At 72.3% G+C, this 21,230-nt stretch carries 23 protein-coding genes; 15 read left to right on the top strand and 8 right to left on the bottom strand.

What is annotated here, in order from left to right; genetic code table 11:
• Positions 1-11: 11 nt before the first annotated feature.
• Positions 12-734 carry a hypothetical protein gene (locus tag KBY32_RS06625; protein ID WP_210979203.1) on the bottom strand — a complete coding sequence of 241 codons (723 nt, stop codon included), beginning with the start codon at positions 732-734 and terminating at the stop codon, positions 12-14.
• 125 nt (positions 735-859) lie between these two features.
• Between KBY32_RS06625 and KBY32_RS06620 the strand changes: the two genes are divergently transcribed.
• A complete protein-coding gene (locus KBY32_RS06620) occupies positions 860-1,666 on the top strand; it encodes a hypothetical protein (RefSeq protein ID WP_210979202.1) in 807 nt (268 codons plus the stop codon).
• Positions 1,667-1,789: 123 nt separating this feature from the next.
• Complete coding sequence (locus tag KBY32_RS06615) at positions 1,790-2,695, top strand: hypothetical protein (RefSeq protein WP_210979201.1); 906 nt, start codon at positions 1,790-1,792, stop codon at positions 2,693-2,695.
• Between the two features lie 20 nt (positions 2,696-2,715).
• On the opposite strand, the gene KBY32_RS06610 is transcribed toward KBY32_RS06615, so the two are convergent.
• Together KBY32_RS06610 and KBY32_RS06605 are read right to left on the bottom strand one after the other, a co-directional pair.
• Positions 2,716-3,756: a CdaR family transcriptional regulator gene (locus KBY32_RS06610; protein WP_210979508.1), complete on the bottom strand. Its 1,041-nt coding sequence runs from the start codon at positions 3,754-3,756 to the stop codon at positions 2,716-2,718.
• Positions 3,757-3,991: 235 nt separating this feature from the next.
• On the bottom strand, positions 3,992-5,236 hold the full coding sequence (locus KBY32_RS06605; protein WP_308293663.1) for a PP2C family protein-serine/threonine phosphatase: 1,245 nt from the start codon (positions 5,234-5,236) through the stop codon (positions 3,992-3,994).
• Between the two features lie 338 nt (positions 5,237-5,574).
• On the opposite strand from KBY32_RS06605, the gene KBY32_RS06600 reads away from it, so the two are divergent.
• The 4 genes from KBY32_RS06600 to ykgO all read left to right on the top strand — a co-directional run bounded on the left by KBY32_RS06600 (position 5,575) and on the right by ykgO (position 6,765).
• Positions 5,575-5,823 (top strand): DUF5133 domain-containing protein, encoded by a 249-nt coding sequence (locus tag KBY32_RS06600; protein ID WP_055619859.1) that lies wholly within the window; start codon positions 5,575-5,577, stop codon positions 5,821-5,823.
• Positions 5,824-6,110: 287 nt separating this feature from the next.
• Positions 6,111-6,275: a 50S ribosomal protein L33 gene (gene rpmG / locus KBY32_RS06595; protein ID WP_055619860.1), complete on the top strand. Its 165-nt coding sequence runs from the start codon at positions 6,111-6,113 to the stop codon at positions 6,273-6,275.
• A 47-nt stretch (positions 6,276-6,322) separates the two neighbouring features.
• On the top strand, positions 6,323-6,580 hold the full coding sequence (locus KBY32_RS06590) for a type B 50S ribosomal protein L31 (RefSeq protein ID WP_210979199.1): 258 nt from the start codon (positions 6,323-6,325) through the stop codon (positions 6,578-6,580).
• A gap of 62 nt (positions 6,581-6,642) precedes the next feature.
• Positions 6,643-6,765 carry a type B 50S ribosomal protein L36 gene (gene ykgO, locus KBY32_RS06585; protein ID WP_055619862.1) on the top strand — a complete coding sequence of 41 codons (123 nt, stop codon included), beginning with the start codon at positions 6,643-6,645 and terminating at the stop codon, positions 6,763-6,765.
• Between the two features lie 97 nt (positions 6,766-6,862).
• Here ykgO and proP read toward each other — a convergent pair whose 3' ends face one another.
• Positions 6,863-8,371, bottom strand: a complete 1,509-nt coding sequence (gene proP / locus KBY32_RS06580; RefSeq protein WP_210979198.1) for a glycine betaine/L-proline transporter ProP — start codon at positions 8,369-8,371, stop codon at positions 6,863-6,865.
• A 230-nt stretch (positions 8,372-8,601) separates the two neighbouring features.
• Positions 8,602-9,270, bottom strand: coding sequence for a type III effector protein (locus KBY32_RS06575; protein WP_210979197.1), 669 nt, complete (start codon positions 9,268-9,270; stop codon positions 8,602-8,604).
• A 168-nt stretch (positions 9,271-9,438) separates the two neighbouring features.
• Here KBY32_RS06575 and KBY32_RS06570 point away from each other — a divergent pair, with 168 nt between their 5' ends.
• The 7 genes from KBY32_RS06570 (at position 9,439) to KBY32_RS06540 (ending at position 15,626) form a co-directional block, all read left to right on the top strand.
• Positions 9,439-9,870: an Hsp20/alpha crystallin family protein gene (locus KBY32_RS06570; protein ID WP_055619865.1), complete on the top strand. Its 432-nt coding sequence runs from the start codon at positions 9,439-9,441 to the stop codon at positions 9,868-9,870.
• 367 nt (positions 9,871-10,237) lie between these two features.
• Entirely contained in the window at positions 10,238-10,693 is a 456-nt protein-coding gene (locus KBY32_RS06565) for a DUF2267 domain-containing protein (RefSeq protein WP_247689124.1), read from the top strand.
• Between the two features lie 180 nt (positions 10,694-10,873).
• Complete coding sequence (gene lexA, locus KBY32_RS06560; RefSeq protein ID WP_055619867.1) at positions 10,874-11,545, top strand: transcriptional repressor LexA; 672 nt, start codon at positions 10,874-10,876, stop codon at positions 11,543-11,545.
• A gap of 312 nt (positions 11,546-11,857) precedes the next feature.
• Positions 11,858-13,192, top strand: a complete 1,335-nt coding sequence (locus KBY32_RS06555; protein WP_210979196.1) for a PP2C family protein-serine/threonine phosphatase — start codon at positions 11,858-11,860, stop codon at positions 13,190-13,192.
• A gap of 32 nt (positions 13,193-13,224) precedes the next feature.
• Positions 13,225-13,593 carry a VOC family protein gene (locus tag KBY32_RS06550; RefSeq protein ID WP_210979195.1) on the top strand — a complete coding sequence of 123 codons (369 nt, stop codon included), beginning with the start codon at positions 13,225-13,227 and terminating at the stop codon, positions 13,591-13,593.
• Between the two features lie 112 nt (positions 13,594-13,705).
• Entirely contained in the window at positions 13,706-14,563 is an 858-nt protein-coding gene (locus KBY32_RS06545) for an NAD-dependent epimerase/dehydratase family protein (RefSeq protein WP_210979194.1), read from the top strand.
• A gap of 91 nt (positions 14,564-14,654) precedes the next feature.
• Complete coding sequence (locus KBY32_RS06540; RefSeq protein WP_210979193.1) at positions 14,655-15,626, top strand: LysR family transcriptional regulator; 972 nt, start codon at positions 14,655-14,657, stop codon at positions 15,624-15,626.
• A gap of 17 nt (positions 15,627-15,643) precedes the next feature.
• On the opposite strand, the gene KBY32_RS06535 is transcribed toward KBY32_RS06540, so the two are convergent.
• Together KBY32_RS06535 and KBY32_RS06530 are read right to left on the bottom strand one after the other, a co-directional pair.
• A complete protein-coding gene (locus KBY32_RS06535; RefSeq protein ID WP_247689140.1) occupies positions 15,644-16,918 on the bottom strand; it encodes an MFS transporter in 1,275 nt (424 codons plus the stop codon).
• Positions 16,919-16,935: 17 nt separating this feature from the next.
• The gene (locus KBY32_RS06530) at positions 16,936-17,478 is read right to left on the bottom strand and encodes a transcriptional regulator (RefSeq protein WP_115506633.1); all 543 of its coding nucleotides are present in this window, start codon (positions 17,476-17,478) and stop codon (positions 16,936-16,938) included.
• A 135-nt stretch (positions 17,479-17,613) separates the two neighbouring features.
• Between KBY32_RS06530 and KBY32_RS06525 the strand changes: the two genes are divergently transcribed.
• Together KBY32_RS06525 and KBY32_RS06520 are read left to right on the top strand one after the other, a co-directional pair.
• Entirely contained in the window at positions 17,614-17,829 is a 216-nt protein-coding gene (locus KBY32_RS06525; protein WP_115506634.1) for a hypothetical protein, read from the top strand.
• A gap of 262 nt (positions 17,830-18,091) precedes the next feature.
• A complete protein-coding gene (locus KBY32_RS06520; RefSeq protein ID WP_210979192.1) occupies positions 18,092-19,636 on the top strand; it encodes a polysaccharide lyase family 1 protein in 1,545 nt (514 codons plus the stop codon).
• Positions 19,637-19,718: 82 nt separating this feature from the next.
• On the opposite strand, the gene KBY32_RS06515 is transcribed toward KBY32_RS06520, so the two are convergent.
• A complete protein-coding gene (locus KBY32_RS06515; RefSeq protein WP_247689139.1) occupies positions 19,719-21,026 on the bottom strand; it encodes an alpha/beta fold hydrolase in 1,308 nt (435 codons plus the stop codon).
• Between the last annotated feature and the right edge of the window lie 204 nt (positions 21,027-21,230).

Genomic DNA, 21,230 nt, shown 5'->3' with positions numbered 1-21,230 from the left:
CCACACCTCCTTCACTCCGTCGGCCTCGGGTCGATCCACAGGGCCTCCGACAGGGCGCACACCTCGCCCTCGGCCGTCGCCAGCGCCACGCCCATCGTGTGCTTGCGGCCGCTCTCCGACAGCAGCCAGGCGTACGACACATGGGGCTCGCCCGCGACGACCGGCCGCAGGATCGTCCCCGTCAGCGCGGCCGTGACCGCGCCCGGCCGCTGCGTGCCGAGGAACCGGCCCGCCCAGTGGCCCGGGCAGTCCAGGGCACCCCAGACCAGCGCCTCGGGCAGCAGCCCGTCGGGACCGGCGAACGTGGCGGACGGCGTCCAGGCCGTGGCCACCAGATCCCGGCCCGGCACGGGGGAGCAGTACACGCGCAGGCCCCGGTCGGCGCTGCGCAGTCCGCAGCCGAAGCAGTCGACCACACTGGAGGGCGGGGCGGCCCGGAAACGGTCCGACGCCGCCGACGCCTCCTCCCAGGAGGGCGCCTTCGGCGCGTCGAGCGTCAACTCGGCCGGACGCGCCGTCGCCAGCGGCCTCTCCGGCTCGCCCAACTCCGCGCCGCCGTCCCCGTCCCCGGCCAGCCGCACCGGCACCTCGACCGGCACCGGGCCCCGGAAGTCGACCCGGACCGTCCCCGCCCCGGACGCCCGCGCGAGCACCCCGGCGACATATCCGCCGAAGGCCACCCCGGGGTAGCCCGAGTACAGCTCCGGCACCACGAACGCGTCACTCGTCGTCATGATCCCCACTTCACCACACGCGTCCGACCGTCACCATTCCTTGATCGTCAAATCGCCGCGGAACTGCGAAGATCCCGGACACACAGGTCCACCCCGCGCGGGTGGCAGGCAGGGGGGAAGCCCGCATGACGACGATTGACGCGTACCAGGAGCGCTGCGAGCAGCTGTTCAGGGCGGGCGGCAACGCGGCCGTGCGGCGCGCCGCGCAGGAGGGCCTGGACGAGCACGGCCCCCACCCCGACCTGTACTGCTGGCTGGCGCTCGGGCACGCCGCCGAGGACGAGGACGACCACGACGACCGCGCGGAGGAGGCGTTCCGGGCAGGACTCGCGCTGGACGCCGACCACCTCGGACTCCTGGCCGGGTACGCCGAACTGTGCCTGCGCGCCGACGCCTTCGACCACCCGGGCCGCGCCGCCCGCGCCCGTGTCCTGGCCCGCCGCCTCGACGAGCTGGCGCCGGACTCCCCGGAGGCCGCCCAGGTCGCCGCCACCGAACGCTGGGAGCGCCGCAGCTACTTGGACGAGGTCAGGATGGCGGCGGCGACCGCCGCGGTCGGCCACGCCACCGAGATCCAGGCCCGCACCCTCGAAGCGGACCTCCGGCAGGGCGCCGCGGTGCCGGAGGAGGACACCGTGGACCGCGACGCCATCGTGCGCGCCGCGACCCTGGAGGCGCTGTCCGGCCCCTGGAACGCCCCCGTACGCTTCCTCGGCCGGCACCGCACGGCCGCCTGGACGATCTGCGGCATCCTCTGCGTCCTGACGAACACCGTGCTGCGGCAGACCGGAGTCGTCGACTCCTTCAGCCTGTGGGGCGCTCTGTGGGCCGTCCCCCTCCTGATCGTCGACCGCCGTTTCACCGCCGTCCGCAAGGAGGCGGAGGCCCGGCACATCGCCGCCCTCGAAGCGTCGTTCGCCGACCGGCGCTGACGCCGCGCCCACGTACGCAAACCTTTCCGGCGGCGCGCCCGGCGCCTCCCTGTGCACAATGCTGCCTGTGGCCAGTCCTCACCATGGCGGGATGTTCAGCGATGCCGATCGGCGCGGATCACCTTGACGAGCGCGGCCGACCGGGCGCGGCGCCGGGTGGAGCGTGTCCGCAACGACACCGGGGCGCGTCTCGCCCTGGCGCGGGAGTTCTACGAAGGCGCGCGCGGCGACCTGTCCCGGTACGTGTACGCCGAGTCCAGCTTCATGCGCTGGTCCGCCGCGCGTGGCGTGCTGGAGCCGGAGTCCGCCGATCCGCCCGGCAGCCCCTGGTGGCGTGCCGTGAACGAGGTGCTGCTGCGGGACAAGGTCGAGGCCGCCCTGCTGACCGCGGAGGCACCAGGGACCGCGCCTGCCGCCGGCAGCCGGCGGGTCGGGTACTGGACGGGGTTCATCCGGCGTCCGTCGCCGGTCCGCTGGTACCGCGCGCACAACGCCAGCATCGTCGCCGGATACCTGGATCACGAGGATCTGGCGGCGCGGGAGGGCGACGTCGAGCGCTTCATGATGAACGTCGCGCTGATCCGTGTACTGCAGACGCACGCCATGCTCGCGGACCCACGGCTCGCGCTGGGACCGCTGGCCTTTCTCGGCCCCCGGCTGGTGGACCCGCGCCATCGCAGCGTCCAGCTGTTCCTGGACCTCGGGCGGTCGTTCCCGAAGGTCTACCCGGTGCCCGGGACCGTCGAGGCCGTCGTTCTCGACGAGCACCCCCTGGCCCGCATGCTCGACTACGGTGTGATCGCCCCGCGGCTCGCGGCGCTCTACGCCTTCGCCGCCAGGGCCCTCGACGAGCCGAGGCTGCCGTCGTTGCTCGACGAGGGTGTCCCGGCGTACGCGTGGCCCCGCGCGGACCGGGCGGTGTGGTTCGTCGGCAACACCGGCCCCCACCTGAACGCCGTCGCCCGTGCGACCGGGGTACGCCTGCGCTGGCCGCGCACACCGTTCCGGCGCCCGTACCCCAGACCGTGAGGGCGAGCAGCCGGCCCGGGTCAGATGTCCTGTTCGGGCCAGCCCAGCAGGCGTGCGCCGATCACGGCCGTCTGCAGGGTGTACCGGTGCAGGGGGTCGGCCGGGTTGGCGCCGGTGAGCTGGTGGATGCGTTCCAGGCGGTAGGTGAGGGCGCGCACGCTCAGTGACAGCCGGCGGGCCGCCTCGGCGGCGGTGCAGCCGGAGTCGAAGTACACCTGGAGGGTGCGCAGCAGCGGCTCGGCGCCGCCGCGGGCGTCGCGCAGCGGGCCCAGCGCACCGAGCACCAGATCGGCCATGGCCTGCCGGTCACGGGCCAGGACCGGGTAGACCAGCAGGTCGGCGGCGTGCACCACCGGGTCGTCGAGGCCCAGCCGTGCGGCGAGCTGGAGGCTGTTGAGCGCCTCCTCGTAGGAGTGCACCACGCCGCCCGCGCCGGAGCGGGGCCGGCCGATGGCCACCCGGCTGCCGTCGGTGGCGGCGTGCGCCTGCTTGGCGAAGTGCAGCAGGACGTCACGGTCGTCGCCGGGGGCGATGCACACCAACTGCCCATTCTTGGTGGCGAGGAGGATGTGCCGGTCGCCGAAGCGCGCGATGAGCGCGCTCTCCACGTGCCGGGTCACCGGGTCGGTGTCGTCGTACGCCTCCGGCCCCTCTGCCACGGCCACGGCGTGCGCCCGGGACAGCACCAGGCCGAACCGCTCGGCCCGTTCGGCGAGCCGCCCCAGGTCGCTGCGGCCGTACAGCAGGTCGTCGATGAACTCCCGGCGCGCGGCCTCCTCCTGCCGTACGGCCAGCCGCTGCGCGCGCTCATAGCCTTCGGCGAAGGCGTCGACCGCCTGCTCGACGGCCGCGAGGACACTGTCCGGGTGACGCGGGGAGGCGGGCCAGTCCTCCTGGGTCGCCCTGAGGTGCGCCCGTACCAGGGTGCGCAGGGTATGCCCGTGATCGGCCGCCTGTTCGCCGAGGGCGCGCCGGGCCTCGATCTCGTCCCGGGTCAGCCGGCGGCCGGTGCCGGAGACGTCGGCGAGAATCTCGGCGTACCCCGTCAGGTACGGCCTCATCGTCTCCCGCTCGCTCACGCGCCCCCCGCCCCTCGTCCCCGGTGTGCCACCGTCGGCACGGTGACGGCCGTCGGCACGCAGACCCTAGTGAACTCTGCCGGGAACCGGCAATGCGGAAGGGATCGGCCCCGCGGCATCATGCCCCGTGGGGAGCACCACGGATGGTTGCGGCGCCAAGGTTCTGCCGGGTTGCGGCAGGACCCCGGCGCCGCAACCGACGCTGCGACAGGCCGGGTCAGTGTGGGTGCCAGCGCACCAGCATGATCGTGGCGTCGTCGTGCAGCCGGTGGTGCTCGTGCAGGTTGCGGACGAGTCGGCGCAGGGTCTCGGGAGGGGCGTTGCCGGACGCCATGGACCGGATCACGCTGTCCGCGAGCCGTTGTTCGCCGAAGAGGGAGCCGTCGCTCGTGCGGGCCTCGGTGACGCCGTCGCTGTAGAGCAGGACCCGGTCACCGGGCTGGAGCCGTATGTGGTGCTCGTCCGGTGCCGCCGCCTGGCCGAGGCCCAGACCGAGGGGGAGATGCGCGGGGAACTCCATGGCCTGCGGCACGACATGGCCCTCGCGGATCAGCAGCGGCGGCGGGTGCCCGCAGTTGATCCAGGTGAACTGGCCCGTGGCGATGTCCAGTCGGGCGATGACGGCGGTCAGCAGACGGTCGGGGATCCACTCGCTCAGCGTCGTGTCGATGGTGGTGGCGATGTCGGCCAGTGTGCCCCCGGCGCGACGGGTGGCACGGGACGCGCCCAGGGCGACCGCGCTGGCGCCGCCGGACGCCAGGTCGTGCCCCATGGCGTCCAGCAGGGCGAGGTGCAGCACGCCGTCGCCGAGGCTGTGGTCGAAGGCGTCGCCGCCTGCTTCGTAGGCCGGTTCGAGGATCGCGGTGGACGTGACGTCGTCCGTGCCGATGGTGCGCGGCGGCACGAAGGCCCACAGGAGCTCCGCCTGGGTCGTCATGGTGCGTGAGCGGGTACGGTCCACCACCAGTTCGTCGTGCGACGACTTGGCCGTCACGAGCAGCGTCGCCAGCCCCGAAAGGGCCGCGCAGGACTCCAGCAGCGCGTCCTCGAAGCAGGGCGCGGTCACGCGCAGGACACCCACCCGCTCGACCCCGTCGATCATCGGCACCCAGGCGGTGCAGTCGTCGCGGGAGCGCTGGGTCCGCTGGGTCCGGTAGGCGAGCCCTGCCATCGAGCCTTCGATCTGGATGGGCTCGCTGGGTCCCATGGGCTTGCTGGGTTCGGTGGGCTTGCTGGTTTCCTTGGGCTCGTTGGGCTCGTTGGGCTCGATGGGGGAGGGCGTCTCGGGGGCCGGGTGCACCAGGGGGGTCAGCCGGGCCTGCTGGAGGTCGGCCAGGTACACCTGGGCGCCCGACAGGCCCAGCTTCCGCCCGGCCTCGTCGATGAGCGCCGGGATGTCCGCGGCGGTGACCCGGTTCGAGCTCGCCAGAAGGGCGGACAGGACGGCATCCTCATTCGGCACAGCCCCTCCGTCTCCGCCCGGCACGCGTCCCGTGGGGCGTCCGCGCCGCCGGGTTCGCCGGGCCGCCCACGTGCGTCCGTGCCTACTCATGTTCCTCGGCGGGGGCAGTCCATGCAGCCCGGACTGCGACGGGTTCCGGCGGTCGGTCCGGGCGCCCGCGCCTTGCTCCGAACGGGGGACTTCGATGGTGTTACAGGTGTAAATCGTTCAGTGTGGGGCACTTGGGGTTCAGCTCGGCGCGATCGGCGCCGGGCTCCGGTGTGTGGTGCCGGCATCCAGCCTGTTCGTCGCGGTGACCCCGACGGGTGCGGGCTGCGTGCCCACAGAGGGGACTTGCCATGATCCTGCCGTCCGAGAAGGACCTGCGCGCCGCACTGGCGCGCTTCGCCGAAGTGCGCTTCGCGCACGACGTGCACCCCACAGCTCACAGCGCCGGCGCCCTCGAGGACGCCACGTACACGCTCTGCGTCATGGTCGGGACCCGCACGGTCGCCGAGGCGCTGGCGGCGGCGGACGTGCTCCTCCAGCGGTACGGCGCCGACCGGAAGGCCGCGGCGATCCAGGAGGACAAGACCCTGGCCGCCTGACGGGCGGGTTTCCCGCACCGTCACGACCACGACCCCGGGCACGGCGCCGCGCGCGCCGTGCCCGGGGTCGTTCGAGGCTCCGTGGCCGGCCGGGGAATGACCGGGCACCGCCCCGCGTTCCATCGCACGGCCGAGGGTCCGCGCGCCATCGCCCCCTCGGGGGGCGGGAATGAAACCCCGGACCCGATGGTTGAACCGCATGTCTGACATGTTCGAGTCAATCGGCTGGGTGATCGGCCAGTGATCGGTCGCGATCGGCTCATGTGCAGACGGAAAGGAAGCACCCCATGGCACGCAGCACCGCACGTCCCGTCGTGAAGCTGAGGTCGACGGCCGGCACCGGCGTCACGTACGTGACCCGCAAGAACCGTCTCAACGACCCCGACCGGCTGGTCCTGCGCAAGTACGACCCGGTCGCCGGCGCGCACGTCCCGTTCCGCGAGGAGCGCTGACCCCGCGTCCCACCGCACCCCGACAGGCCCCGGCGAAAGGACATCCCATGAGGCCCGGCATCCATCCCGACTCCCGTCCCGTCGTCTTCCGTGACCGCGCGTCGGGGCAGTCCTTCCTCATCCGTTCCACCCTCGACTCCGCACGGATGATCGAGTGGGAGGACGGCCACACCTACCCGCTGGTGGACGTCGAGATCTCGTCGGCCAGCCACCCGTTCCACACCGGCACCTCGCGCGTCCTGGACACGGCCGGACGCGTCGAGCGGTTCGAGCGGCGCTACGGCCGTACCGCCGCCGCCCGCTGACGACCCGCGGGTGACCCGCTGACGAGGGACACACCGGTCCGCCGACCCGAGAGGAGACCGCGATGAAGGTGCGCAAGTCACTGCGCTCGCTGAAGGCCAGGCCCGGCGCCCAGGTGGTGCGCCGACGCGGCGTGACGTTCGTGATCAACAAGAAGGAGCCGCGCTTCAAGGCCCGCCAGGGCTGACCGAAGCACCCTCCTGGCATACGACATCGGCCCGGCATCCGCGCGCACGCGGATGCCGGGCCGTGTCACTGATGGGCGGGGTCCTCGCACCCGCCCATCAGAACTTGGGTGCCGGCGCCTGGCTCTCCACCATCTCGGCGGCCTCACGGGCCGTCGCGACCGACGGAGGGGAGCCCGCCAGCGGCTGGCGCGCCGTCTCCTTGGTGAACGCCACGGCGATCACACCGACCAGCGCCGCGCCCATCGCGTAGTAGGCGGGCATCAGATCGCTGCCCGTCGCGGAGATCAGCGCCGTGATGACCAGCGGGGTGGTGCCACCGAACAGGGACGCGGAGAGGTTGTAGCCGACGGACAGGGAGCCGTAGCGGACCTGCGTCGGGAACAGCGCGGGCAGCGTCGCCGACATGGTGCCCAGCAGGCACACGAGCGACAGGCCCAGCATCAGCATGCCCGCCGCCACGGCGACCAGGCTGCCCTGCCGGACCAGCAGGAACGACGGCAGGGACAGCACCAGGAAGCCGAGCATCCCCGCCATCAGCAGCGGCTTGCGGCCGACCCGGTCGCTGAGCTTGCCCACCTGGTTGATGACCAGCATCAGGACCACCATGGTCGCGATCAGGATGAGCAGACCGTGTGTCTCGGAGTAGCCCATCTCGTCCGACAGATACGTCGGCATGTACGACAGCAGCATGTAGTCGGTGATGTTGTAGGCACCGACCAGGCAGATGCAGAGGATCAGCGTCGGCCAGTAATCGCGGAAGATCTTCTTCAGGTCCCCGGTGGCCGTGGTCTCCACCGAGGAGGCGGCCTCGGATGCGCGGTGCATCGACTCGTCCTCGAGCTTCTGGAACGCGGGCGTCTCGTCCAGCTTCAGCCGCAGATAGAGACCGACAAGGCCGATGGGCCCGGCCACCAGGAACGGCACCCGCCACCCCCAGGACTCCATCCCGGACGTGCCGAGCGCGGACGTCAGGATCGTGACCAGCCCGGCGGCGGCGACGTAGCCGGCCAGCGTCCCCAGTTCCAGGAAGCTGCCGAAGAAACCACGCCGCTTGTCCGGCGCGTACTCGGCGATGAACGTGGACGCGCCGCCGTACTCGCCGCCGGTGGAGAAGCCCTGCACCAGCCGGAAGAAGATCAGCAGGACCGGCGCCCAGAAGCCGATCGTGGCGTACGACGGGATCAGGCCGATGGCGAAGGTGCCGATCGCCATGAGGATCATCGTGAAGGCCAGGACCTTCTTGCGCCCGATCTTGTCGCCCATCGGTCCGAAGACCATGCCGCCGATGGGACGGACCAGGAACGACACCGCGAAGGTCGCGAACGACGACAGCAGCTGCACGGTGTCGTTGCCGGACGGGAAGAAGACATGGCCGAGGGTGACCGCGAGATAGCTGTAGATCCCGAAGTCGAACCACTCCATGGCGTTGCCGAGGGACGCGGCCTTGACCGCCCGCTTCACCGCCGCCTCGTCCGTGACCGTGATGTCCGTACGCCGAAGCGGAGGGTTCCGGCGCCGCTTCACCGCCCTGAAGAGCGTGCGGTGACGCCGGACGGCCCCCGGATCGGTATCGGCCTCGACCAGGTCCGAGTCGCTGACCGCCATGAGGGGTCCTTTCTGCCGAGCGCTGATGTGCAGACCATCGCCTGCTCAGCCCCGCCGCTCGCAAACGCCGCGACCGTGCGATGTCGTCGCCGTCACGTCCGCACCCGACCGGGTACCCCGTCGGCTCTGCCCCTCTCCTTCCGCCACCACATCCGCCCCGCCGGTCACCCGAACGGAAGCGGGCGGAAACCGACGGAAGAGGAGGAAGCGGAAACGGACGCGGTGCGCGGTCAGGTCCGTGCGCCGCGGTCCGCGTCGCTGTCGTGGCGGAGCCGGTCCGCGTGGCTGGTGAGGTCGTCGATCCGGGTGGCGAGCTGGGGGTGGTGGTCGCGCAGATGCGGCTCGGTGTCCGTGAGGGGCGCCAGCAGCAGCGCGGCGTCGTCGTCGGCCAGGGCGTGGGCGAGCCGCCGCAACGGGGCCAGAGCGGCCTCCGGCAGATCGGGCAGGGCGGCGATCTGACCGGCGAGGCTGCGCAGCTCGCCGGCGTTGCTCCGGGCCCACGCGGTCACCTTGCGATCGGCGGCGCGCCGGTCGCGCGTGGCCTTGACGCGCTCCTCCCGGGTGCTGCCCTCGCCCCCGGGACGTCCACGCAGATAGCGCCGCTCGGCGGCCTGGCGGCTGGCGACCCCCAGCGGACTGGCGAGATCCGCCCAGCTGGCGCCGGCCGCGCGGGCCGCCTCGATCAGGCCCGGCTCCCACTGGGCCAGTTGGTGGCGCACGTCCCGCAGCAGCACCAGGACGGCCAGCGCCTGCTCCGGGGCGGGCGGGGCGTCGTCCGCGTCGCCCGTCGGGGCGGTCCGCGCCGCGCTCACCGCTTCCGTCATGGCGCGCAGGGCAGTCTCCGCCGCCAGGAAGGACGCCGGGGCGCCATCGGCGGACCGCTCGTCGGGCGTCGACACGGCTCTCCTCCTTCGATCGGGTCCTTCGAACTTCGAGCGGGTCCTTCGATGAGTTTGTCATCGTTCTGATGACACCGCACTTGTCATCGTTCCGATGACATGGTACAACAGCGTCAGGTGAAGCGCATTGGCAGCAGTACTGCCCGACGCACAGGAGGTGTTTTGCCGATGTTGATGCGCACCGACCCCTTCCGTGAGCTGGACCGGATCGCCGAGCAGTTCCTCGGGACGTCCGGCACCTGGTCGCGCCCGACGGCGATGCCGATGGACGCCCACCGTGAAGGCGATGTCTATGTGATCGAGCTGGACATCCCCGGTGTGAGCCCGGACGCGATCGACATCGACGTCGAGAAGAACATGCTGACGGTCCAGGCCGAGCGCCGGCCGAGCACCTCGGACGACGTCCGGATGGAGCTGTCCGAGCGGCCGCTGGGCGTCTTCTCGCGCCGAGTGATGCTGGCCGACACGCTCGACACCGAGAACATCGAGGCCGAGTACGACGCCGGGGTGCTGACCCTGCGCATCCCGATCGCGGAGCGCGCCAAGCCGCGCAAGATCGTCGTCGGCGAGTCGTCGCGGCGCAAGGAGCTCTCCGCCTGATCCCGGCCTGCCGACACCGCCGGCCCCGCGGTCCCGGCACGCACCACGCGGGGCCGCGGCGTGGCAGGCCCCACCTCGGCGCACACCTGTATCCGGGCGCGGCAGGCGCGTCCGGCGGCCCCCTCCGCGGCCCGGACGCGCCTGCGCCCACCGTCCGTACGGCTCAGCACCGTCCGTACGACGCAGCAACGTCCGTGCGACTCCGCACGACTACGACTCCGCGTCCCAGCCCCGCCCCGCGACGTCCACGCGGGGATCTCCACGCACCAGCGGAGCCCGCCCGCACCCGGCGCCGGCCGCACGGACGACGTGACCCCGGCCCCGCGGGCCCGAAGGCTCCCCCGACACGAAAGGCACGCCACCTGTCATGACCGCGCAGCTCCACGACCGCCGTGACGCCGCGATGACCTACGACGCCCTGCTGGAGAAGGTGCGCTACGAAGGCGCCTACCCCACGCGGGAACGGGCCCAGGAGGTGACGCTCCAGGTCCTCGCCGCGCTCGGCCGCCAGCTCACCGGCGACGAACGCGTCGAACTGGCCGCCCGGCTGCCGCTGCCGGCCGCCCTGGAGTTCACCGGACAGGTGCCCGCCACTCAGCAGTCGACCGGTTGGGGCTTCGTGAAGGACCTGGCGCGCCGGACCGGCACCAGCCCCGCGGTCGCCCGCTGGAACACCGGCACCGTCTTCCACGTCATCGGCCACCTGGCCGGTCCCGACCTGGTGGACCGCATCCTCGACCAGCTCCCCGAGGGCTACGCCCTGCTGTTCGGACGCCCCGAGCTCCGGCCGCGCCGGCGCCGCCCCGAACCGCAGGCCGCCTGACCCGCGCCGGTCGGATGTCCGAACGGCCCGAACGGGAGGAGGGCCCCGACGCGGCGGCCCGACAGACGGCGCACGGCCCGCAGGGGGGCTCCGGGTTCGGTGAAATCGTCAGGGTGTTCCATTTATGGAGGGCGGCAGGATAGGGTCATTCCGAACGATCTTGTACGGAGGTGTGTCGGGATGGACGACACTGCGCCCGCCCGCCGGGGCCGCCCCCCGGGTCCCCGCACCCCCGCGGGGGAGTTGACGAACCGCCAGGCGGCCATCGTCCGCTTCATCACCGAGACGGTCGAGCGGCAGGGGTACCCGCCGTCCATGCGGGAGATCGGCCAGGCCGTCTCCCTCGCCAGCACCTCCTCCGTCGCCCACCAGCTGATGGCGCTCGAACGCAAGGGCGTCCTCTACCGCGACCCACATCGGCCGCGCGCCTACCAGGTCCGGCCCTCCTGGGCCCCCGACCTCGGCACCACCGGCACCGCCCCGGTCGAGGTGCCCCTGGTGGGCCGTATCGCCGCCGGTGCGCCCCTGCTCGCCGCGGAGATGATCGAGGACGTCTACACACTGCCCCGCCAAGTGGTGGGCGACGGCGACCTGTTCGCCCTCACGGTGTCCGGCGACAGCATGATCGAGGCCGCGATCTGCGACGGCGACATCGTCACCGTGAAACGGCAGGACAGCGCCGACCACGGCGACATCGTCGTCGCCCTCCTCGACGACGAGGCCACCGTCAAGGTGCTGCGGCGACAGGACGGCCGGGTGTGGCTCATGCCGCGCAACCCCGCCTACGACCCGATCCCGGGCGACGACGCCCGCATCCTCGGCAAGGTGGTGGGCGTCCTGCGCCTGCTCTGACCCCGGTGCGGGGCCTGCTCCGGGTCTGTTCTGGCACCCCGCCGACCTGCGGAAAAGCGGCCGACCCCGTATTTGTGGTATAAAAAAAGTTCGCCCTTTCTTGGCCATCGGTCGGTTGTTGGGGAAACAGCAGCCTTGCCAGGCACGTCCCCCCATCCGCCATCTACCCGACCGCAGCACTCGTCCGATGCCCGGTGCTCCGCACCCCGGACGATCCCGCGAACCCTCCGCCGCTCTCCGTGTACGACGAGCGCCCCAGGGTCCAGGTCGCATCATCCTGTGCCACGCTGCACGGGGGGAAGAGGAGCGACCATGAACGACACCGGCGGAGAAGTCCTGGCCGGCCCCGCGCCCGCACCCCTCCCGCCCCCCCGCTCGCTTTCCGAACTGGAGCGGCTGGCCCTCCTGGCCGACACCACGGCCCAGCTCATCTCCAACCACGACGTCGACGTGTCCCTGCGCCGGGTGGTCCAACTGGTCCTGCCGCGGCTCGCCGACTGGGCCGTCATCGACCTGATCACCGACAAGGGCGACGTGGCCCGGCACCTGGTCGTCCAGGCCGGACCGGACGGCCTCTCCTTGCGTGAGGACCTGCAGGGCCCCATGCCCCCCGTCTCCGTGGCCTCACCCATGCCGCTCTCCCGGGCCCTGCGCGGCGTGGCCTCCAACCTCGCCGGACCCGATACCTACCAGGGCGTGCCCGACAGCGGCATCGCCGTCGAGCAGCGCCGGCTGTTCCAGGTGGCCGGCATCAAGACCGCCGCCATAGCGCCCATCCGCGGCCCGCACGAGGTCCTGGGCGCCATCACCCTCGGCCGCTCCGACCGGCCCCAGGGCTTCACCACCGCCGACCTCGCTCTGCTCCAGGACATGGGACGGCGCATCGGACTCGCCCTGGAGAACGCCCGCCACTTCCAGCGCCAGCGCCAGGTCGCCGAGACCATGCAGCGCTATCTGCTGCCCCAACTGCCGCGTCTGCCGGGCGTGGAGATGACCGCCCGCTATCTCTCGGCCCCCGACGCCTCCTATGTCGGCGGCGACTGGTACGACGCCTTCCCGCTGCCCTTCGGGGACACGGCCCTGGTCATCGGCGACGTCGTCGGCCACGACCTGGAGGCGGCCGCCGGCATGGCCCAACTGCGCAACATGCTCCGCGCGTTCACCTGGTCCCAGGACCGGCCCACCCATCACACGATCCAGCACCTCAACGAGGCCATGACGCGGATCACCGACGTCCGGATGACGACGATGATCCTCGCCCGGCTGGGCCTCGACGCCGCCGGCACCTGGACGCTGCGCTGGAGCAGCGCCGGCCACCCGCCGCCCCTCCTCATCGGCCGCGACGGCCTGACCCGCTTCCTCACCGAGGCCAACGGCATGTTCCTCGGTCTGCCGGCCCCGTCACCGCGGCCGAGAACCGAGGCCCGGCTGACCCTCCCCGCACAGTCCACCCTCGTGCTCTACACCGACGGCCTCGTCGAGTCCCGCCGCCGGCCGCTGGACGACGGCCTGGAATCCCTGCGCCGGCACGCCGCCTCACTGGTCCACCGCGACGTGGACGACTTCGCCGACCAGCTGCTGCACCGGGTCCGGCCCCACGACAACGACGACGACGTCGCCCTGCTCGTCCTGCGTCTGCCGTCCTGACCGACGGCCGCCCGTCCTGGCAGGATGGCGGCATGGAACGCGTACTCGGCATCGGCGGCTACTTCCTGCGCGCCGACGACCCGGCCGCCCTGACCGCCTGGTACCGCGACTGCCTGGGCCTGAACGCCGACGACAACGGCCTCTGGCAGCAGGAGCCCGGCCCGACGGTGTTCGCCACGTTCGACTCCGGGACCGACTACTTCGGCTCCCGCTCCCAGGGCACCATGCTCAACTTCCGCGTCCGCGACCTCGACGCCATGCTGGACCAACTGCGCGCCAAGGGCGCCGACGTGGCCGAGGAGACCCAGGACATGGACGGCGTCGGCCGCTTCGGCTGGGTCACCGACCCCGAGGGCAACCGCATCGAACTCTGGCAGCCGGCCCAGTCCCCGAACGCCTGATACCCGACGGGTATCACAGACGCCGAAACAGGTCTTGGACGCGGCTCCGCCTCCGGACGGAGGCTGGTCGTCGTAGCCACCCGGCACGGCGACCACGACAGGAGCCAGAACCATGAAGACCTTCGTCACCGGCGGATCCGGATACATCGGCAAGGCCACGATCAGCGCGCTCGTCCGCCACGGGCACACCGTCGAGGCGCTGGCCCGCACCGACCGCTCCGCCGACACCGTCCACGCCCTCGGCGCCACCCCCGTCCATGGCGGACTGGGCGACCTCGACGTGCTGAACCGCGCCGCAGCCCGCGCCGAGGCCGTCATCCACCTCGCCCAGGCCACGACCGGCGCCGAGGACCTCGCCGCCGCCACCGCCCTGCAGGACGGCATCGGCGGCGGACCGTACCTCCACACCGGCGGCACCTGGGTGTACGGCGACACCGCCGGCGTCGCCGACGAGACCGCCCCCTGGAACCCGCCGTCGATCGTCGCCTGGCGCAAGCCCGTCGAGGAGGCCGTCCTCGCCCGCGCCCGGCAGGGCGGCCGCCCCGTCGTCATCAGGCCCGGACTCCTGTACGGCGGCGAGAACCGCCTGATCGACCTGTTCTACGGCACCCCCGGCAAGGAGGCCGGAGCCGTCCCCTGCATCGGCGACGGCGGCAACCACTGGCCGCTCGTCCACATCGACGACGTCGCCGAGCTGTACGTCGCCGCGCTGCGGGCCGAACCGGGCGCCGAGTACCTGGGGGTCGGCGGCACCAACCCCACAGCGAAGGACTGCGCCCTGGCCGTCGCACACGCCGTCGGCCTCGACGGCAAGACCGTCTCGCTCACCCTCGACGAGGCCCGCGCCCAGATGGGCCCCATCGCGGACGCCTTCGCCCTGGACCAGCAGTTCACCCCCGCCCGGGCCGAGGCGGAGCTCGGCTGGGTCCCCGCCCACACCGACCCGCTGTCCGTCCTCGCCGGACGGTGACCGGGGCGGCCGGGGAGCGACGCCCAGGACCCGGTACGACCGGGCGAAACGGTAGATTCGTCACCGACCGCCCGAAGGGAGGGTGAGCCGCATGGATCTCGACCTGCGCAAGCTGCGGTACTTCGTGGCCGTGGCCGAGGAACTGCACTACGGGCGGGCCGCCGAGCGGCTGCACATCGCCCAGCCCGTGCTGTCCCGGCAGATCCGCAGCCTGGAGGACGACCTGGGCGCCGAGGTCTTCGACCGGAGCCGGCGCGGCACGCGGCTCACCCCCGCGGGCCGTCAGCTCCTGGAGGACGCCGTCCCCCTGCTCGCCTCCGCCGAGGCCCTGCTCCGGCGTGTCACCACGGCGGCCCGCGACACCCCGTCCCTCACCGTCGGGTTCATGCCCGGCATCACCCTCACCCCGGCCACGACGGCCTTCGCCGAACGGCACCCCGGGGTGAACGTCCGCCTGCTGCGCACCAGTTGGGCCAGCCAGGTGGAGGTGCTGCGCGACGGCCGCGCGGACATCGGCGTGGTCCGGCTGCCCGTCGACCGGCAGGGCCTCGAGGTACGGCCGCTCTTCCAGGAGCCCCGCGTCGTCATGCTGCCGCAGGGCCACCCCCTGTCCGGCCGCGCCTCGGTCACCGTCGCCGACCTGGCCGCCGAACACCTGCTCCAGGACCCGGACGCCGTACCCGAGTGGCGGGACGTGGCGCTGGAGCTGCGCGCCGGTCCCCGCCCGGAGGTGCCGGTCATCCACCAGGTGGAGGAGAAGCTGGAGTTGGTGGCGTCCGGCGCGGGCATCTGCGTCCTGCCGCTGTCCACCGCCGGCTTTTACACCAGGCCCGACGTCGTCCCCGTACCGGTGCGGGACATCGGGCCCAGCGAGGTGGCGCTCGCCTGGCCGGCCACCCGCCGCTCCCGCCTCGTCCACGACTTCGCCGAGGCCGTGACGGAGACGATGGCCGCCACGGAGACGATGGGTGGGACGGAGACGAAGGGTGGGACGGAGACGATGGGTGCGACGGAGGCGATGAGCGCGCCCGGCGATCGTGACGGACCCGGTGCGTCCCGCTGAGCGCGGGCGGGCGGGCCTCACGACCGGCCTGAGGCCGGCTCCTGCTCGCGGTCGTCCTGGTCGCGGTCCCCGGGCACCGGGTCCGGTGCGGCCGCCCGCAGTGCCGCCTCGACCCTGCGGTTGCCGGTCGTCGAGGCCGTGACGGCGGTCATCGTCAGAAGCAGCGCACCGGCGGCGTAGAGCGGGGTGCGGACGCCGTGGGCGTCGGCCAGCCAGCCGCCGAGGAAGGCGCCGAAGGGGGCGGCGCACATGGCGAGCATGCGGGAGGTGGAGGCGACCCGGCCCATGAGGTGGGCGGGGACGATCGCCTGCCGGAGGGACGGCCCGAGCACCATGGTGGCGCCCATGCCGGCTCCGCAGACGGCGAGGGCCAGCCCGGCGACGTACGGGTTCGGGGCGGACGCCAGGCCGAGGATGGCGATCCCCTCGACGGCGGCCGTGCAGGTCAGCGCCGTGCCGGTGCCGAGCCGTCGGCCGAGGAAGGAGGCGATGCCGGCGCCCAGCAGGCCGCCGGTGGCCTCCGCCGTGAGGAGCAGGCCGAAGCCGTAGGTGTCGATGCCGAGACGCTCGTGTGCGAAGAGGGCGAGGACGGTCTCCACCGCGAGGAAGGCGATGTTCCCCACCGCCGGGCGCAGCGCGAGCCCGAGCAGCAGCCGGTCCCGGAAGACGTACGAGGCCCCGGCCCGCGCCTGCCGCAGCAGCGACTCGCGGGCGTCCGGCGCCGGCCGGGGCACGGCGGGCAGCGACCGCACCAGCACAGCGGAGACCAGGAACGACACCGCGTCGGCGAGCAGCGGCAACGCCCGCCCGAACGCGAGCAGGGCGCTGCCGACCGGCGGGCCCGCGAAACCCGACATGGCGGTCTGGGCGCCGCGCAGACGGGAGTTGGCGCGCTCGAGGAGTGCGGGATCGCGGTGCAGGAGGTCCGGCAGATAGGCCGTGGCGGCCGTGTCGAAGAAGAGTCCGCCGAGGCCGAGCAGGAAGGCGACCGCCGCGAGCAGCGGAATGCTCAGCATGTCGAGCACGGCCGCCGCCGCGGCCAGGCCGAGCAGCACCGCACGGGCCGTGTCCACGACCCACATTGTGCGCCGGCGGTCCCAGCGGTCCACCAGCGCACCGCCGAGCACCCCGAAGAGCAGCCACGGCACTGTCCCGGCGGCGGTGACCACGGCTAACGCCATCGGATCCCGCGTCAGCGTCAGGGCGAGCAGCGGCAGCGCGGCGTGCGTGACACCGTCGCCGAGCGACGAGGCGGTCTGCGCGGTCCACAGCCGCCCGAACCCGCCCGGCAGCTTCCGTATGTCACGGCTCACTTGGCGTCCCCCTTCGCCTCGTCGCGCCGCGCCGGCCGGAACAGGGCGAATGCCAGCGTCACGTCCGGCAGGGACGGATCGGACAGCGCCCGGTACTCGTCCGCCAGCGCGTTCAAGCGCGCCCCCAGCTCGGCGAACTGCTCCTCGGTCAGCCGCAGATGGGCCATCCGCACGTGCCGCTCGGCGTCCGGGGTGGAGGCCTCCAGATCCGCCACGGCGTGCCGCATCAGCACATCCGGCGCCCCCTCACCGGGGTCCGGCAGCACGATCCCGCGTGCCGCCATCGCGTAGTACCGCTCGGTGACGCCCCGCACCTTGCGCGTCCGCACCACCTTGACCAGCCCGGCCCGCTCCAGCAGCCGCACGTGGTAGCTGGAGCTCCCCTTGGCGAGGCCGACCCGCTCGGCGATCTGCGTGATCGTCGCGGGCTCGAAGCGGAGCACGGCCATGATCCGGTGGCGCGTGAGGTTGGAGACGGCGCGCAGTTGCTCGTCCGTGGTGACGTGGAACGTCTCGGGAAGGTCGTCGGCATCAGGCATGCGAGTAATGGTCAACACTTCTTGACCATTGAGCAAGGGTGATTTCGCGTCCGTCGAATTCCGGCCAGGGCGACGACGGACGGGTGGTCCGTCATGCTGGGTAGGTCGGCACCTCCCAGGCGACAAGGAGCGGACATGTCCACGGACACGGTCGGACGATTCCTCGCGGCCTTGGACCCGGAGCACCGCCAAGCGGTCGGCGACAGGTCGCGCCAGGAACAGGAGCGCCTCGCGGCGGCATGGGAGAGGGAGCTGGAGTTCGACGACGAGCTCGACACCCTGGACGAGCTCTCCCCGCCCGCGGCGGAGGCGGAGGCGGCCCAGCGCGTGCTGCAGCGCGAGGGGCAGTAGGCGACTTCGGTCGCGAACGCCGGGCTCTCGCTCTCAGGCGGGGTCCGGCGTTTGCGTGCGTGAGCGTTGTTCATGTCTATGGGCTTTGTTCATAAACAGGGACGCTTTTCCCTGCCCAATCCGTCCACTCCCGCAAGTCATTCGAGAATGTGAACAGAACTCCCGTCGAGAGTCTTGTCGACCCCTCGAACGAGCCCTATGTTCTCCCGTCAGAAAGCGCTTTCCGGGTGCACGTCCTCGACGAACTCAGGGAGACGACGACATGAAGAGACCCCTCGCGCTGCGACTCTCGGCGCTGTCCGCCGCCACCGCTTTGGCGGCTGCGGCCGGCATCGCCCTCACCAGTCCCGAGGCCACGGCCGCGACCGGCGGCGTCACCGGCTACGCCACCCAGAACGGCGGCACCACCGGCGGCGCCGGAGGACAGCGGGTGCGCGCGACCACCGGCACGGAGATCCACGCGGCGCTCTGCGGCCGGGCGAGCAGCAGCACGCCGATCATCATCGAGGTCGAGGGCACCATCAACCACGGCAACACCGGCAAGGTGTCCGGCGGCAGTTGCAACACGGCCGCCGGTGTCATCGAGCTCAAGCAGATCAGCAACGTCACCCTCGTCGGCGTCGGCGCCGGGGCCGTCTTCGACCAACTGGGCATCCACATAAGACAGTCCAGCAACATCATCATCCAGAACGTGACCGTCCGGAACGTGAAGAAGTCGGGCTCGCCCACCTCCAACGGCGGCGACGCCATCGGCATGGAGAGCGACGTCCGCAACGTCTGGGTCGACCACGCCACCCTGGAGGCGTCGGGCGGCGAGTCGGAGGGCTACGACGGTCTGTTCGACATGAAGGACAACACCCAGTACGTGACGCTGTCCTACAGCGTGCTGCGCAACTCCGGCCGCGGCGGGCTGATCGGGTCCAGCGAGAGCGACCTGTCCAACGGGTACGTCACCTTCCACCACAACCGCTACGAGAACATCGACTCCCGGGCCCCGCTGCTGCGCGGCGGCACCGCGCACGCGTACAACAACCACTACGTGAGCTTGAACGAGTCCGGCATCAACTCCCGGGCGGGCGCCAAGGTAAAGGTGGACAACAACTACTTCGAGGATTCCAAGGACGTCCTCGGCACCTTCTACACGGACCAGCGCGGCTCGTGGCAGGTCGCCGGGAACGTCTTCGACAACGTGACCTGGTCCTCGCCCGGCTCCGAGAACTACCCGGCGGGACCGAATCCGCAGTCCACGACCACGGTGAACATCCCGTACGCCTACACGCCGGACGCCGCCGGCTGCGTACCCGACGTCGTACGGCGGACCGCGGGGGCCGGGACCGGGCTGCAGGTCTCCGACGGCAACTGCACGCCCCAGACGCCGGCGCCCGACCCGTCGACGCCCACGACTCCGCCGCCCACGACGCCGGGACCGACGGAGCCGGGCGGGGCCAACCTCAGCCTCGGCGCCGGGGCCGACGGCTCCAGCAAGGCGGACGGGACGAGTTACGGCAATGTGCGCGACGGAAACCTGAGCACCTACTGGTCGCCGTCCGGCTCGACCGGATCGGTGTCCGTCAAGTGGGGCTCGGCCACCTCGGTGTCCCGGGTCGTCGTCCGCGAGGCGTCGGGTGCCACGGGGGTCGTCCGTGCCTGGCGGCTGCTGAACGCGGACACGGGGGCCGTACTCGCGACGGGCACCACCGCCGGAACCGCGACCTTCCCGCAGACCTCCCTCAAGAAGATCACCTTCGAGATCACGAGCGCCTCCGGCACCCCGAGGGTGGCCGAGTTCGAGACCTACGCCTCGTAGGCGTAGGCGTAGGCGCGGGCATGGCGCCGAGCCGCACGCGAAGTGGGGTGGCGTGCGGCTCGGCTGCTGGAGGTCGTGCCGGTCAGGGCTGGAGGGGCAGGGACCGGCAGTTGGAGGTGGCCGGGGTGCCGGAGAGGCGGTCCTCCAGCCAGTCGATGGCGTCGCCCTGGTCGAGGAGCAGTGGGGTCACGTGGTTGGTGAGCAGTCCGTCGCCGAGGTTGGGCAGCCGGATCGGCTTGTAGGTGACGTCGGCGCCCTTCGCGCACCAGTCGGCGGCGAGTTGGCGTGCCTGGGCGTGCGGGACGATGTCGTCCTTCACGCCGGTCGCGAGGCGCACGGGGGCGGTGGGGGTGTGGCGGCCGATGCGCTGGTCGTCCAGGACCTGCTGGAGCAGGGGCTCGGCCTTCACGATGTCGTTGAGGGACTTGCCGCTGGTGGTCCACGAGGTGCTCTTGCGGAAGCCGTAGCCGAGGATGGCGTCCCCGACGCAGGCCGTGGACAGGTCGGTCAGCGCCTTCCGGCCGGCGGCGTTGAGGTGGGCGTCGGCGATGGCCCGCAGTTCTGGCGTGTTCTGCAGGAAGCCGTTGATCGACCAGCCGAGGGCGCCGGCCAGCGCGCTGCCGTCGATGCCCTTGGTGACCTCGACGAGGTCGGCGGGCGGCGCTCCCGCGTAGGCGCCGGCCAGGACGACGTCGGGGGCGTAGCCGGGCTGGAGTTCGGCGGCCGAGGCGCTGGCTCCGCCTCCCTGGCTGTAGCCGTACAGACCGACGGGGGAGTCCTCGGTGACGGAGGACTGGGGGAGGGCGCGGGCGGCGCGGACGGCGTCGAGCAGGGCGTGGCCGCCCTCGACGCGGTTGACGTAGGTGTGCAGCCGGTCGGTGGCGCCGAGTCCGACGTAGTCGGTGACGACGACGGCGACACCGGTGGCGAGCAGCCGGTAGACCGCGATGTCCTCGTAACCCACCGACACGGTCTGCCCGTTGAAGGTGAGCGGCTTCTCCAGGCCGAGGGACGCGGCGCACTGGTCGCCCTGGCCCATCGTGCCGGGTGCCAGGGCGACCACGGGCCGCGGGCCGCCGCCCTTCCAGCGGGCCGAGGGCTCGATGTAGGCGCCGGTGACCGCGACGGGCCGGCCGTTGGCGTCGGTCGACTTGTACATCAGGCGGGTCGCGGTGCCGGGGAGTTGGCGGCCACCGATCCCGGGCAGGCTGAGGGCCAGCCGCAGCGGCTCGCTGCGGACGATCGCCCCGTCGGCGGCGGGCAGGGTGGCGGGTGGCTGGTAGAAGGCCGGGATGGTCACGCCCCGCGAGACCACGGGGCCCGATTCCGTGGCCGCGGCGGGTACGGCCTGGGCGGCGAGGCAGGCGGCGACGGCCAGCGCGCACAGCATGCTTCGGGCTCCGGGCGTGTGACGTGCGGGGGCGTGTCTGGCCGGGGCCTCGAGGGCGTGGGCGGGTCCGGCGTGCGTCATGCGGCTCACTCCTTGCTTCGTCGAAAGGCGTGTGGCCTCGGCCTCGTAAGGCGCGTGGGGAGTACGACGAGGGAACCGGCTCGCGGAGCAAGGGACTTACTCGCGAGTCAGCTACTGGAGAGT

Origin of the sequence: Streptomyces sp. RK62 (genome assembly GCF_018070255.1) — a bacterium.
Lineage (GTDB): Bacteria > Actinomycetota > Actinomycetes > Streptomycetales > Streptomycetaceae > Streptomyces > Streptomyces nigra.
The sequence above is the reverse complement of the archived record's forward strand: the minus strand, read 5'-3'. Positions and strand labels throughout refer to the sequence as shown.